General features: G+C 59.1%; 12 protein-coding genes. 2 read left to right on the top strand and 10 right to left on the bottom strand.

Annotated features, from left to right (window positions below; all coding sequences use genetic code 11):
- From ACIOZM_RS18560 to ACIOZM_RS18545, 4 genes are all read right to left on the bottom strand, one after another.
- The coding region (locus tag ACIOZM_RS18560; protein WP_401216253.1) for a cation:dicarboxylate symporter family transporter at positions 1–355 on the bottom strand (355 nt) is incomplete at its 3' end.
- 728 nt (positions 356–1083) lie between these two features.
- The gene (locus ACIOZM_RS18555; protein ID WP_401216252.1) at positions 1084–1548 is read right to left on the bottom strand and encodes an inhibitor of vertebrate lysozyme family protein; all 465 of its coding nucleotides are present in this window, start codon (positions 1546–1548) and stop codon (positions 1084–1086) included.
- Positions 1549–1550: 2 nt separating this feature from the next.
- Positions 1551–1715 (bottom strand): DUF1328 domain-containing protein, encoded by a 165-nt coding sequence (locus tag ACIOZM_RS18550; RefSeq protein WP_003177151.1) that lies wholly within the window; start codon positions 1713–1715, stop codon positions 1551–1553.
- Positions 1716–1792: 77 nt separating this feature from the next.
- On the bottom strand, positions 1793–2080 hold the full coding sequence (locus tag ACIOZM_RS18545) for a hypothetical protein (RefSeq protein WP_401216251.1): 288 nt from the start codon (positions 2078–2080) through the stop codon (positions 1793–1795).
- A gap of 428 nt (positions 2081–2508) precedes the next feature.
- Here ACIOZM_RS18545 and algB point away from each other — a divergent pair, with 428 nt between their 5' ends.
- Complete coding sequence (algB, locus tag ACIOZM_RS18540; protein WP_201148757.1) at positions 2509–3855, top strand: sigma-54-dependent response regulator transcription factor AlgB; 1347 nt, start codon at positions 2509–2511, stop codon at positions 3853–3855.
- Between the two features lie 10 nt (positions 3856–3865).
- Positions 3866–5656, top strand: a complete 1791-nt coding sequence (locus ACIOZM_RS18535; RefSeq protein ID WP_401216250.1) for a KinB sensor domain-containing domain — start codon at positions 3866–3868, stop codon at positions 5654–5656.
- Here the strand turns inward: ACIOZM_RS18535 and ACIOZM_RS18530 are convergent.
- The 6 genes from ACIOZM_RS18530 to ACIOZM_RS18505 form a co-directional block, all read right to left on the bottom strand.
- The gene (locus ACIOZM_RS18530) at positions 5653–7263 is read right to left on the bottom strand and encodes an EAL domain-containing protein (RefSeq protein ID WP_401216255.1); all 1611 of its coding nucleotides are present in this window, start codon (positions 7261–7263) and stop codon (positions 5653–5655) included. The genes ACIOZM_RS18535 and ACIOZM_RS18530 overlap by 4 nt on opposite strands.
- Positions 7264–7339: 76 nt before the next feature.
- Complete coding sequence (locus ACIOZM_RS18525; protein ID WP_401216249.1) at positions 7340–8119, bottom strand: N-acetylmuramoyl-L-alanine amidase; 780 nt, start codon at positions 8117–8119, stop codon at positions 7340–7342.
- 100 nt (positions 8120–8219) lie between these two features.
- The gene (locus ACIOZM_RS18520) at positions 8220–10304 is read right to left on the bottom strand and encodes a diguanylate cyclase (RefSeq protein ID WP_401216248.1); all 2085 of its coding nucleotides are present in this window, start codon (positions 10302–10304) and stop codon (positions 8220–8222) included.
- A complete protein-coding gene (locus ACIOZM_RS18515) occupies positions 10301–11179 on the bottom strand; it encodes an endonuclease/exonuclease/phosphatase family protein (protein ID WP_401216247.1) in 879 nt (292 codons plus the stop codon). Before ACIOZM_RS18515 ends, ACIOZM_RS18520 begins: the two co-directional genes overlap by 4 nt.
- 14 nt (positions 11180–11193) lie before the next feature.
- A complete protein-coding gene (locus tag ACIOZM_RS18510; protein WP_401216246.1) occupies positions 11194–11835 on the bottom strand; it encodes a thiol:disulfide interchange protein DsbA/DsbL in 642 nt (213 codons plus the stop codon).
- 200 nt (positions 11836–12035) lie between these two features.
- The gene (locus ACIOZM_RS18505) at positions 12036–12647 is read right to left on the bottom strand and encodes a c-type cytochrome (protein WP_401216245.1); all 612 of its coding nucleotides are present in this window, start codon (positions 12645–12647) and stop codon (positions 12036–12038) included.
- Between the last annotated feature and the right edge of the window lie 23 nt (positions 12648–12670).

Genomic DNA, 12670 nt, shown 5'->3' with positions numbered 1-12670 from the left:
TGCCCAGGGTGCTCATGTCGATGCCGGTACCCGGGTGAAACAGGTTGGCGAGCAGCAGGCCGACGACGATCGCGATGGTGGTGACGATCTCGAAGTAGACGATGGTCTTCAGGCCGATGCGCCCGAGCTTCTTGGCGTCGCCCACGCCAGCAATGCCGACGATCAGGGACGAGATGACGATCGGGATCACGATCATCTTGATCAGACGGATAAAGATATCGCCCGCTGGTTGCAGGACGTTACTGATCCACCAGGCTTTTTCGGCACTGAAATGGTTGAGCAACGCACCGATTGCAATACCCAATACCAGACCGATGAGGATCTGCCAGGCGAGGCTAAGTTTTGCCTTCTTCATTATCTTTACCCTTACTTGCGTTTGACTCAGGCACATGCAGGAACTGGAACGCTCTTTAGCGGAAAAGTCTGTGCATCTGCCTCCGTATAAGGTGCCCCGAAGCGCGTGTTTACGGCTCTTCGGCAGGCGAACAAAGGCGCAACTATTCCGATGCACGGTTGCGCCGTCTAATGCCGTAAACGCCTACCCTATGCCGAATCGGCATGAGCTTTTTTAAATGAAACGGGCGTCCCAACCGGTTCGATTACGACATTTCAGCCGGCATAAGTGCCGTGAACCGGCCATTACAGCGTAGGTTGGTTATTTTTTAAACGAGAGATTTCGACGGAAATTTTAGGAAAAAGCCTACGTTGAAAGAGTAGAAGTCCCACTGTTTAAAAGGACTCTTTCTCGATATACGGTCGCGAAGAAACACCGCGAAACGGTTTCGTGCGCAGTGTGAGCGATGAAAAGTCGAGCGGGGCGCTCTAGATCAACGTTTTATCTGATTGGTTGCGATGCCCGAAGCTTGTATCTGAAAGCTTCTGCGCAAGTCCGTCGAACCACTGTGGGTCGGCGAACCTGCGGCACAGCTTTTACCCTGACCCGGCCCTTGCGCAGGCACTCCATGTACCCGTAGGTCACTCCGACCCTGAAACAGTCAGAACGTCCCGGCCCCCTGGTCATGCACCGGCCTTCCTCAGGCGGATGCAATAAAGAGCAGCGGGGCGCTGCCCTCATGTTCGGATTCAGTACCAGTTCGGATCTTTCTTCAGGGTTTCCATCAGTAGATCCTGCATGCCCTGATTCGGTTTGCCGAGGAAGCGGTAGGTGGCATGTCGCGTTGGCGACTTGTCGGCCGGCAGTCCTTCGGGCACATCGACGAGCATGGCGTAAGCGTCTTTCTTGTCGAAGCTGAAAGCGACGATCAAGCGGTGATTCAGGCACTTGTCTGCGGATTCACAGAGCGGCCCTACCAGATACTTGTCGCCATCTTCAGTCACGGCATTCATCTGCTGGTCAGGCGTGCCGGACAGGTTCATCACCCATTCCGGCAGGCGTTCTTCCTTCTTCACCACGCCTTGCCAGGTTTCCCTGTACTGCGGGTCCGAACTCAGCAGTTCGTTGACCCGTGCCTGGCCATCATTGGCCGCCAGCGCCATGGCACTACCGCCCATAAGCAGGGCGGCTGCCAGTGTCTTTAAAGCTTTCATCGTTAACCTCGGCCGCGACGGCCAAAGAAGAAGGATGCGATGAACATCACCAGGAACACGACAAAGAGAATCTTGGCGATACCCGTGGCGGTGCCCGCGATACCACCGAAGCCCAGTACTGCAGCGATGATGGCAATGATCAAGAATGTAATTGCCCAGCTCAACATGGTGATTCTCCTTACTTCTCTATTTAGGGGTATTGCGTGTTCCGGCGTAGAGACGCCCGAATCCGGTTAAAAATTGATCAGAAAACCCAGCGCTCTTCACGTGGCATCTCATCGAGCGGTTGTGCTTGATCAACGGCGACCATGTGCATCGAAGTGCTCTCGGCCTGACTGTTGCTGACGGCACTGAAATGGCTCTGTGTCGCGTGCTGCATCGAGATCAGCGGTGCCTCTGGCTGCTGGCTGTTTTCCCAGCGCAGGTATTGCTGGCAAGCGATCAAAGTGACCAACAGCGCCAACACGCCAAAAAGGGTTTGCTGGATATGCAGTGGCGAGATACGCACTTGGGCGGCACGTTGGCGAGTCATCCTGGGTTCCTCACTCTTATTCGGTTGGGGCAGTTCTTGTTCTGCCCGGGCTGAAAGAGATATTGCAGGGTGCATGCCAGTTTTTTGATTGAAAAAATATCAATAAAATCAATGACTTATAATTGATTGAAAAATTGTTCTCGACGCATCCTGCACGATGGGTCTGTGATGGTCGTGCGGAATGCACGATTATTTCGTAGGAGATTTCATTCTTATTGAATTGAGAGCAGGGCGCGGATGTCAGAAAAGGACGCAGGCAATCGCCTATAAACCGGGGAATGGTTAAATTATCAACAAAATCAACGTATTGGCTGATGAGACAGGAGAGAGCTACCCTCCTATGGCCAGCATCGTTCAGAATCGACCATGCAACTTGCCCGATTTTTCCGGGACTAAACCAAGACATTCACTTATGGAGCGTAGGAAAAATGGAATCAGCCACTGAGCACCAAGGCCGCATTCTGCTGGTGGACGACGAATCCGCCATCCTGCGAACCTTTCGTTATTGCCTCGAAGACGAAGGCTATACGGTAGCCACCGCCAACAGCGCAGCCCAGGCCGATGCGCTGTTGCAGCGTCAGGTATTCGATCTGTGCTTCCTTGACTTGCGTCTCGGCGAGGACAACGGCCTTGATGTGCTGGCGCAGATGCGCATTCAGGCGCCATGGATGCGCGTGGTGATCGTCACCGCGCATTCGGCCGTCGATACCGCAGTGGATGCCATTCAGGCGGGCGCTGCCGACTATCTGGTCAAGCCATGCAGTCCTGATCAGCTGCGTCTGGCCACCGCCAAGCAACTGGAAGTGCGCCAGCTCTCGGCGCGCCTCGAAGCCCTTGAAGGCGAGATTCGCAAGCCCAAGGACGGCCTCGATTCCCACAGCCCGGCAATGAAAGTCGTGCTGGAGACCGCCCGCCAAGTCGCGGGCACCGACGCCAATATTCTGATTCTCGGCGAGTCCGGCACCGGTAAAGGCGAACTGGCCCGGGCGATTCATGGCTGGAGCAAGCGCGAGAAGAAATCCTGCGTCACTATCAACTGCCCATCGCTGACTGCCGAACTGATGGAAAGCGAGTTGTTCGGTCACAGTCGCGGGGCATTTACCGGCGCCAGTGAAAGCACTTTGGGTCGCGTCAATCAGGCCGATGGCGGCACGCTGTTTCTCGACGAGATCGGCGATTTTCCGTTGACGTTGCAACCCAAGTTGCTGCGTTTCATTCAGGACAAGGAATACGAGCGGGTAGGGGACCCGGTGACCCGTCGCGCCGACGTGCGCATTTTGGCGGCGACCAACCTCAACCTTGAGGACATGGTGCGCGACGGTCGTTTCCGCGAAGACTTGCTATACCGCCTCAACGTGATCACTTTGCATCTGCCGCCATTGCGCGAGCGTGCCGAGGACATTCTTAATCTGGCCGACCGCTTCCTCGCGCGTTTCGTTAAAGAGTACGCGCGTCCGGCACGTGGTTTCAGCGACGAGGCCCGTGAGGCGCTGCTCGGTTATCGCTGGCCGGGCAATATTCGTGAGCTGCGCAACGTGGTCGAGCGGGCGAGCATTATCTGCCCGCAGGAGCGCGTCGAAATCAGCCACCTCGGCATGGCCGAGCAACCGGCCAACAACGCGCCACGGGTCGGCGCGGCACTGAGCCTGGATGAACTGGAAAAGGCCCACATCGGCGCGGTACTGGCGACTGCCGGCACCCTCGACCAGGCAGCGAAGACCTTGGGTATCGATGCATCCACCCTGTATCGCAAGCGCAAGCAGTACAACTTGTGAGTGCTCGGCGATGAAACTGGCGATGAAGTTGCGGACCCGGTTGTTCCTGAGCATTTCCGCGCTGATCACCGTGGCGTTGCTCGGCTTGTTGCTCGGGCTGGTCAGCGTGATGCAGATGGCCGGGACTCAAGAGGCGTTGATCCGCAATAACTTCGTCACCCTCGATCTGGGCCTCAAACTGCGGCAGACCCTCGGCGATCAACTGATCATGATGCTCGCCGAGAAGCCCGATCCCGTGGCGTTCGAAACCTCCAAACAGCATTACTTCCAATTACTGGATGAAGGTATCGCGCAGGAAGGTGAAGGCGACGGTCGCCAATATGGCTTCAGTCAGGCCAAGGCCGATTACCTGAATTTTCTCCAGGCCTTCGATCAGTCGCGTGATCCAGGCAATGCCTTGAGCGACAACGGCGACCTGCGCGAGCGCTTCAATACTCTGCGCAACGGCTTGATCGCCGAGCATAAGCACGCATTGGACAATATCAACTCGGTGCAACATGCGGCCCGCGACCGGGCGCTTTTGGTGGCCGGGGTGCTTGGGCTGGTCGGGCTGGCGGTGCTGATCATCGGCTTCATCACGGCGCACGGCATTGCCCGGCGTTTCGGTGCGCCAATCGAGGCGCTGGCGCAGGCAGCGGATACCATTGGCCAAGGCAGTTTTGAAGTAACCTTGCCAGTGTCTTCGGCAATGGAAATCAACCTGTTGACCCGGCGTTTCGGCTTGATGGCCGAAGCGTTGCGCGAGCATCAGGCGACCAATGTCGACGAACTGCTTGCTGGCCAGCAGCGCTTGCAGGCGGTACTCGACAGCATCGACGACGGTTTGTTGATGATCGACCGCCAAGGACATCTTGAGCATCTCAACCCGGTAGCCCAGCGGCAATTGGGCTGGGACGCCGAGCGTCTCGGCCAGGGCTTGGGTTCGGCGCTTGAGCGTCCTGAGCTGGATGCGCAACTGCAAATGGTATTGCGCGGCGGCACATTGGAGCGTGCGCCGGAAGACTTGAATATCGAGGTCGATGGCGAATCGCGGCTACTGACTTACAGCCTGACGCCGGTCAGCCACACTCAGGGACATATTCTCGGCGCGGTGATGGTGTTGCACGACGTGACCGAACAACGTGCGTTCGAGCGAGTGCGTAGCGAATTCGTACTGCGGGCGTCTCACGAGCTGCGCACGCCCGTGACGGGCATGCACATGGCCTTCGGCCTGTTCCGTGAGCGCGCCAAGTTTCCTGCGGAGTCTCGCGAGGCGGACCTGCTCGACACCGTAAATGAAGAAATGCAGCGCTTGATGCAGTTGATCAACGACTTGCTGAACTTCTCCCGTTACCAGAACGGCTTGCAGAAACTGAGCTTGGCGCCTTGTTCAATAGACGATCTGCTGGAGCAGGCGCAGTTGCGTTTTGCCGATACAGCGGCTGACAAAGGCATCGCCTTGAACGTCGAAGTGCAGGGACCGCTGCCGCGTTTGCAGGCGGATCAGGCGCAACTGGATCGCGTGCTGGATAACTTGATCGACAACGCGCTTCGCCACACTGCCCGTGACGGCCAGATCCGTTTGCAGGCGCGGCGGCATGGCGAGCGAGTGATCATCAGCGTCGAAGACAATGGCGAAGGCATTGCCTACGGCCAGCAGGGGCGGATCTTCGAACCGTTTGTGCAGGTCGGGCGCAAGAAGGGCGGTGCCGGGCTCGGTCTGGCGCTGTGCAAGGAAATCGTCCAGTTGCACGGTGGGCGCATGGGGGTTTACTCGCGACCGGGGCAGGGCACGCAGTTCTATATGGCGCTGGCGGTTTAGGCTTCGTCGTCCAGGCGTCTGCCGGCAAGGCGCCGGCCTCGGGTGATCAATTCGATGAATTGCACCGCGCTCAGGGCATGGGCGAACAGCCAGCCCTGACCGAATTTCACGCCTTCACTGCTGAGTAGCACGGCCTGCGATTCGTGTTCTATACCCTCGGCGATTACCTTTAGATCCAGCGACTGCGCCATATGAATGATGTGCGGCGCGACCCCGCTGCTGGCGGCGTCGTGGCCGAGCGCATCGATAAACGCCTTGTCGATTTTCAGGCAGTCCACCGGCAGCGTTTGCAGGTAGGCGAGGCTGCAATATCCGGTGCCGAAATCGTCGATCAGCACTTGATGGCCGACGTCGCGCAGCGCTTGCAGGTTTTCCCGCGCTACCACCACATCAATCAAGCCACGTTCGGTGACCTCAAACGCAATTTGCCGCGCCGCGACCCGGTGCAGCGTCAACAGCTTGGCCATGACCTGGCCGATTCGCGGGACCATTACATCGCAGGCCGCCAGATTCACCGAAATGTACAACTGCGGATTGGCCCGCAACAGTTGGCCCAGTTGCTCCAACAGGCGTTGCAGAACGAAGTCAGTCATCTGGCGAATCTGCCCGGTGTTTTCCGCCATGGGGATGAACAGGTCGGGACTGGTCAGCGTGCCGTCCGGACGGCGCCAGCGCAGTAACGCTTCGGCGCCGACGCAATTGCGGCTGTCGAGATCGAAGATCGGTTGATACAGCACTTGCAACTCGCCCCGGCGGATCGCGCCGTGCAGTTCGGCATCCAGCGACTGCCGTTGGCGCACCAGCAGAAACACGAAGAAGCCGACGAACGCTCCGAGCACCAGACAGGCAGGAACCACCCACCACCACACCGCAGGAATATGCATGCCGGAGCGCGGCGTGATCAGCACCAACTGGTATTCCGGGTTTCTGGTGGGCATGCGGTAGATCAGGTGCGACTCAGTGATTTGCAGGGCGTCGCGGTTTTTTGGCGGCCAGTCGGTGGGCGGCCAGGGTTGTTCGGCACCGAGTACCGGGATTGCCCGTTTGCCGTGATCAAGCACCACCAGCAGGCTGCTGCCGGGTGACAAATCGACCATGTCGGTCAAATGCCCGCGTGAGGTTGCTACACGAAAATTGCCGCGACCGAGCATCAATGCCGCGCGGTTTTCATCGGGTTCGGTGGTGGTGTTCAGCCAATAGCTGTAGGTCGGGCCGCGGATGTCCGGCGCGCGCACCACGGACAGGCCTTCCTGGCGCGGACGATTGGAGCAGACCCGTGAGCCATCCATGTAGGCGGCTTCATAGACGAAGCGATAATTGAAGGTGACTTGCTGCAGGGTGGCGACCATTTCGTCATCGCAGCTGCGCAAAGGCTGAGCTTCGAGGTCGTCGAGACTTTCGCGCAACTGGCCGAAGAGTTGCTCGAGGCGGGCGAGGAAGCGTTCGCCCTGAGCGTTCATTTGCGTGCTTTCGTTTTGCTCGACCTGATGTATTGCAACGAACAATCCGCCGGCGATCAGCAGGCTGGCACTGAGGACAGCGGCGATCATCGCCAAAAACCAGGGGCGATAGAACCAGCTACGCAGCGTCTCTCGGGTAGCAACCATCATGGAATATCCGAAGAGTTACCAATGAGTTATAGCTGCTGATTGTGAATTCGCCCTGACCGTCGGGCGGGCGTCATTATTTTGTCTGATTGAGCACCAGGAGCAACGCAGCGGTTTGCGCATCCGGCGTGCCATCGAAACGGGAAGGGCGGAAGTGCATCTGGAATGCAGCGAGCACATGGCGCGTCGCGACATCCAGCTCACCGGTTTGCGGCGTGGCATAACCGAGGCGCGCCAACTGTGCCTGGAACCAGCTCACTGGCGGCAGTTCGGCGTTGAACTGCGCTTGCTGGCGCGCTACGGCCTGTTCGTTGGGCCACAAGCCAAGACCTTCGTCGGCAAGACGCTTCCATGGGAACAACGGCCCCGGATCAAGCTTGCGCAGTGGCGCGATGTCGCTGTGACCGATGATGTGGCGCGGGCTGATGCCGTTGCGCTTGCTGATGTCTTTGAGCAGGGCGATCAGCGATTGAATTTGCGCTTCGCTGTACGGGTACCAAAGGCGTCCGGTCGGCGTGTCCTTGAAGCCCGGATTGACGATTTCGATGCCGATCGAGCTGGAGTTGAGCCAGGTGCGGCCCTGCCATTCGCTTTCCCCGGCGTGCCAGGCGCGCATGTTCTCGTCCATCAGTTTGTAAACAGTGCCGCCCTTGTCGTCGCCGATCAGGTAATGACTGCTGACTTCACCATGGGTCAGCAATTGCAGCGAGCGCTGCAGCGAGGCGGAGGTGTAATGCACGATCACGAACTGAATGCGGCTGTCGTGATTGGCCGAAGGATGGCTGGTGTCGTAACGCGGGCCGCTGGCACAACCGGCCAGTAGAAGCAGCGACGCGATGAAGGCAAAAAATTTCATGATCGAAGGCAGTACACGCAAGACAATAATGCAACAGTGTAACGTACTGCCCTGCGTCTCGACGGCGAATGGGCTGATTTAAACAAAATGGAACAATTGTTCAGCCCAGCTCGACCCGGTTACGTCCGCCATTTTTCGCCCGGTAGAGTGCCTGATCGGCTCTTTTCAGCACCAGATCGCTGTGTTCTCCCGGTTTGAATGCTGCCAGCCCCATGGAGATGGTGATCGTCACCCGCTCGCCCTTGAAGTGAAACGGGCAGGCTTCGATGGCGGCGCGCAGGGTTTCGAGCAGTCTGGCGCCGACCGCCAGCGGTGTGGCCGGTAGCAGCAGGACGAACTCTTCACCACCGAAACGGGCAATGAAATCGCTGCCGCGCAGGCGTTTGCGCAGCACCGTGGCGATGATCTTCAACACCTTGTCACCGGCCAAGTGACCGTAGTTATCGTTGATGCGTTTGAAGTGATCGAGGTCGAGCATCGCCAGGCTCAAGGTGTTGCCATGCTGCTGCCACTGCGCGGTTTCATGTTCGAGACGTTCGCTCCAGGCCGCGCGGTTGGGCAGGCCGGTGAGCGGGTCGATCAGGGCTTTCTGGCGTTGCTCTTCAAGGTGTTCGCGGAAACCCAGGGCTTCCTGTTCCATGTGCGCTACGCGTTCGGCCAGACCTTTGAGGCGGGCAGCGACTTCCTGTTCGCGGCTGTCGCGCTGCTTCTGGTGCTGGTCCATGGTGCCGAGCAGGCCTTCCAGATGGTTTTCCAGCACCTGCTTGAGGTCGTTCAGATCGGCCGCTTCCTGCACGCTGGTCTGCAAGCCATCGACCTGTTCGCGGATTTGCGTGTCCATCGCCCGCGCCGCCGAGCTGTTGTCGGCATGCCCGTCGCTGGCGGCTTGCAGATTGCTCTGGAACGCTTCGAGACGTTCGTTGAGTTGCTGCAAATACACTTCGAATTCGTGCTGGCCGCTGTCGGTGATTGCCAGCATCAACGTCGCCAGATCGTCGAGGATCGGGATCAGTTCGTACCAGTTAAGACCGTGTTCGAGACGGTCGCGCATGGCTTCGGCCTGCGGACGATGGCGCTCCGGCAAAGTCAGGTCGTCGAGCAAGCCGATCAGGGTGTCTTCGATGTGCTTGGCCACCGAGCTGTAGGAAGGCTCGGGTGAGTCGGGCAGGGCGAAGAGGATGTCTTGCTCGGGCTGCTCCGGGTCAATGGCCGCCAGTGCTCGTGCCATGGGTTCGGGCAGGGGCAGGCTGTCGAGGATCAGCGGAGAAGGGCTGTCACCGGGGTGGAACAGCTCATCGGGGTTGATCGCGATGGGTGCGACCGGGCCTGGAGCGGGTGCGGCGACTACTTCAAGTTCTGGTTCAAAGACTGGTTCGGGTGCGACCGGTTCTGTTTGGGCAGGTGCGCTGGCGGTTTCTGTGGCGACTTTGGGAGGTACGAAGGCGACGACTTCCGGTTCTGGCTCTGGTTGAGGTATTGCGGCTGGCTTCGGCGCTTCTGCGATGGTTGCTTCTTTGATAACCGGAGCGGCAATCACCGGTGCAACGGCTGCGACGGCGGGCTGTAGCGATGGTTCTGGTTCGGGCGCTGCGGCAGCAGGTGTCGGCGTGGGCGCTGGTGCTGCAGCTGGCGCGGCTTCAGGAGCGGGCGCTTCTTCGCTGTCTCGCGTACCAAACAGACGCTGAAGCAGACCCGGTCGCTCCGGCTCGACTGGCGCGTCCATCTGGCTCAGGGCCTTGCCCTGCAAACCGCTGAGTTCGCTGAGCAGCAGTGGCATTTCCCGCGCCTGCCCGACTCGTCCGTCCAGTTGCTTGGCGAACTTCTTCAATGGCTGGGCGACTTCTCGCGGCAACGGCAAGGCTTGCAACTGGGTGACCAGTGCCGTCAGTGCGGTGCTGACCTGATCGATGCGGGTTTCGCGGCGCTGCTCGGAGTCGAGCACGGCTTTTTCCAGGCGCGGCAGCAACGCGGCGAGGCCGGCGTCCATGTCATCGGTGCGCACCACATCGCGCATCTCTTTCATGCATTGATCGACCACGCGGTCGGTGCCCTCGGCGGCCAAAGTGCTGCGCACCAGGCCTCGGCGCAACAGGTCGAGCCGGGCGGCCCAGCGACGTTCCAGTTTGTCCTGTTGTTCGATGCTTTTGAGGTATTTCTCTTTCCAGCGCTGGGCTTCGTCGCTCATTCAGGGGTTCCGCGAAGGGCAGGACTCAACGCGGGCAATGCATCGGCCGTGAGCGAACCCGGCAGACGAATCTCTACCGCGACCGGCAGGTGATCAGATATGGGCTGCGCCAGCACTTCGACCTTTTCCAGCGTCAGGGTCGGGCTGAGCAAAATATGATCAAGGCAACGCTGAGGACGCCAGCTGGGGAATGTCGCTTCCACCTGCGGGGCCAGCAAACCGAGATCGCGTAACGGTGAATGTTGTAGCAGATCGCTGGCATGGGTGTTCATGTCACCCATCAACACCTGGTGTTTATAACCACCGATCAGCTCACGAATGTAGCCCAGTTGCAGGCTGCGCGTCCGGGCGCCAAGCGCCAGGTGCATCATCACCACAACCAGCGCTTCGGGACCCTCGCCGAAGCGCAAAAGAATGGCTCCGCGACCTTTTGGGCCGGGCAGCGGATGGTCTTCGATCGCCCACGGGCGCAGACGACTGAGCACGCCATTGCTGTGCTGGGCCAGTCGACCGAGATTGCGATTGAGTTGTTGATACCAGTAGGGGAAGGCGCCGAGATGCGCCAGGTGTTCGACTTGATTGACGTAGCCTGAGCGCAGGCTGCCGCCATCGGCTTCCTGCAGGGCGACCAGATCGAAGTCGCCGAGCAGATCACCGATCTTTTGCAGATTGCCTGAGCGCCCGTTGTGCGGCAGCAGATGCTGCCAGCTACGGGTCAGGTAGTGCCGATAGCGCTCGGTGCTGATGCCGACCTGGATATTGAAACTGAGCAGGCGCAGACGATGGTCTGCGGGCAGGCCCGTGGACTCTAGGTGGTGCTCGTTGATCTGCGGATCATGCAGACCAACGATGCGTTCAGCTCCCCAGCGGCGCATGGCGGTTACCGCGCTTAGTTGGCAGCTGCCTTGTTGGCCGCTCGCTCTTTGGCGACCAAGTCGTCAGCCAGTTTCAGCGCTTGCTCGGCACCACCGGCAGAACCGATGTCAAAGCGGTACTTGCCGTTGACGATCATGGTTGGAACGCCGGAGATTTCATACTTCTTGGCCAGATCTTTGGCTTTTACAATCTGGCCCTTGATGGCGAAGGAGTTGAAGGTGGCCAGGAACTTGTCCTTGTCCACGCCCTGGGTCGCCAGGAAGTCCGCCATATCTTTTGGATCGGTCAGTTTTTTGTGTTCTTTCTGAATAGCTTCGAATACCGCAGCGTGAACCTTGTGCTCGACACCCATGGCTTCGAGGGTCAGGAACATCTGGCCGTGAGCGTCCCACGGGCCGCCGAACATGGCAGGGATGCGGACGAAGTTCACATCCGATGGCAGCTTCTCAACCCATGGATTGATCACTGGCTCGAACGCGTAGCAGTGCGGGCAGCCATACCAGAACAGCTCGACCACTTCGATCTTGCCAGGCACGGCAACCTGCACCGGGTTTGCCAGTTCTACGTACGGTGCGGCAGGGGCTTCGGCGGCCTGGGCGGTCACACCGAACAGGCTGGCAGCGACGAGGGCGGCGCTGATGATCAGATTACGCATGCTTTACTCCTGGACAATTTTGGTCGCCTCGCGCGACCTGTTCTGAGACAGGTCCTGGCGGGCATGAGTTCTGTAGTGTAACGGCAGCGGCCACAAAAAAGGGCGGCCAAAGCCACCCTTTTTATACTTGCTGCGACGGATTAATCGAGCGTTAACATTGTGCGAGACAACTGCCCTGCACAACGCTCGATCCGTGGGCCTTAGTGCAGACCCTGGATGTAGCTGGAGACCGCGGCGATGTCTTCGTCGCTCAGCCGTTTGGCGATGGTCTGCATGGTCATGGTGTCGCCGTCGTTGGTACGGCCGCCTTCTTCCTTGCGGAAATCGGTCAGTTGTTTTGCGATGTATTGAGCGTGCTGGCCACCCAGATGCGGGAAGCCGGCGGCTGCGTTGCCGGCGCCGTTCGGCGAGTGGCAGCCGATGCAGGCTGGCAGGCCCTTGGCCAGGTTGCCGCCACGGAACAAGTCTTCACCGCGCTTGACGATCTTCGGATCGGCGGCGCCGACGCTGCCTTTCTGGCTGGCGAAGTAGGCGGCGATGTCGGCCAGATCCTGGTCGCTCAGGTTGGTCAGCAGGCCGGTCATTTCCAGAACGGTGCGCTTGCCCGACTTGATGTCATGCAGTTGCTTGGTCAGGTAGCGTTCACCCTGACCCGCCAGTTTTGGAAAGTTTGGCGCCATGCTATTACCATCCGGGCCATGGCAGGCTCCGCATACGGCGGCTTTCGCCTGGCCTGCTGCTGCATCACCTGCAGCATGGGCCATGCCGGATATTCCCACGGTCAACAGCAGACTCACGATCAATTTGTTCATCAGCTAATCCAACTACGGCTAAG

Origin of the sequence: Pseudomonas sp. NPDC087346 (assembly GCF_044744235.1) — a bacterium.
In the GTDB taxonomy this organism is placed as follows: Bacteria; Pseudomonadota; Gammaproteobacteria; order Pseudomonadales; family Pseudomonadaceae; genus Aquipseudomonas.
The sequence above is the reverse complement of the archived record's forward strand: the minus strand, read 5'-3'. Positions and strand labels throughout refer to the sequence as shown.

Bases quoted from the DNA above. Each gene is read 5' to 3' on its own strand.
- ACIOZM_RS18520 (WP_401216248.1), bottom strand. From the start codon at position 10,304: ATGAGCGACGAAGCCCAGCGCTGGAAAGAGAAATACCTCAAAAGCATC.
- ACIOZM_RS18515 (WP_401216247.1), bottom strand. From the start codon at position 11,179: ATGCGCCGCTGGGGAGCTGAACGCATCGTTGGTCTGCATGATCCGCAG.
- ACIOZM_RS18550 (WP_003177151.1), bottom strand. From the start codon at position 1,715: ATGTTGAGCTGGGCAATTACATTCTTGATCATTGCCATCATCGCTGCA.
- ACIOZM_RS18530 (WP_401216255.1), bottom strand. From the start codon at position 7,263: ATGGTTGCTACCCGAGAGACGCTGCGTAGCTGGTTCTATCGCCCCTGG.
- algB (WP_201148757.1), top strand. From the start codon at position 2,509: ATGGAATCAGCCACTGAGCACCAAGGCCGCATTCTGCTGGTGGACGAC.
- ACIOZM_RS18505 (WP_401216245.1), bottom strand. From the start codon at position 12,647: ATGAACAAATTGATCGTGAGTCTGCTGTTGACCGTGGGAATATCCGGC.
- ACIOZM_RS18545 (WP_401216251.1), bottom strand. From the start codon at position 2,080: ATGACTCGCCAACGTGCCGCCCAAGTGCGTATCTCGCCACTGCATATC.
- ACIOZM_RS18555 (WP_401216252.1), bottom strand. From the start codon at position 1,548: ATGAAAGCTTTAAAGACACTGGCAGCCGCCCTGCTTATGGGCGGTAGT.
- ACIOZM_RS18525 (WP_401216249.1), bottom strand. From the start codon at position 8,119: ATGAAATTTTTTGCCTTCATCGCGTCGCTGCTTCTACTGGCCGGTTGT.
- ACIOZM_RS18535 (WP_401216250.1), top strand. From the start codon at position 3,866: ATGAAACTGGCGATGAAGTTGCGGACCCGGTTGTTCCTGAGCATTTCC.
- ACIOZM_RS18510 (WP_401216246.1), bottom strand. From the start codon at position 11,835: ATGCGTAATCTGATCATCAGCGCCGCCCTCGTCGCTGCCAGCCTGTTC.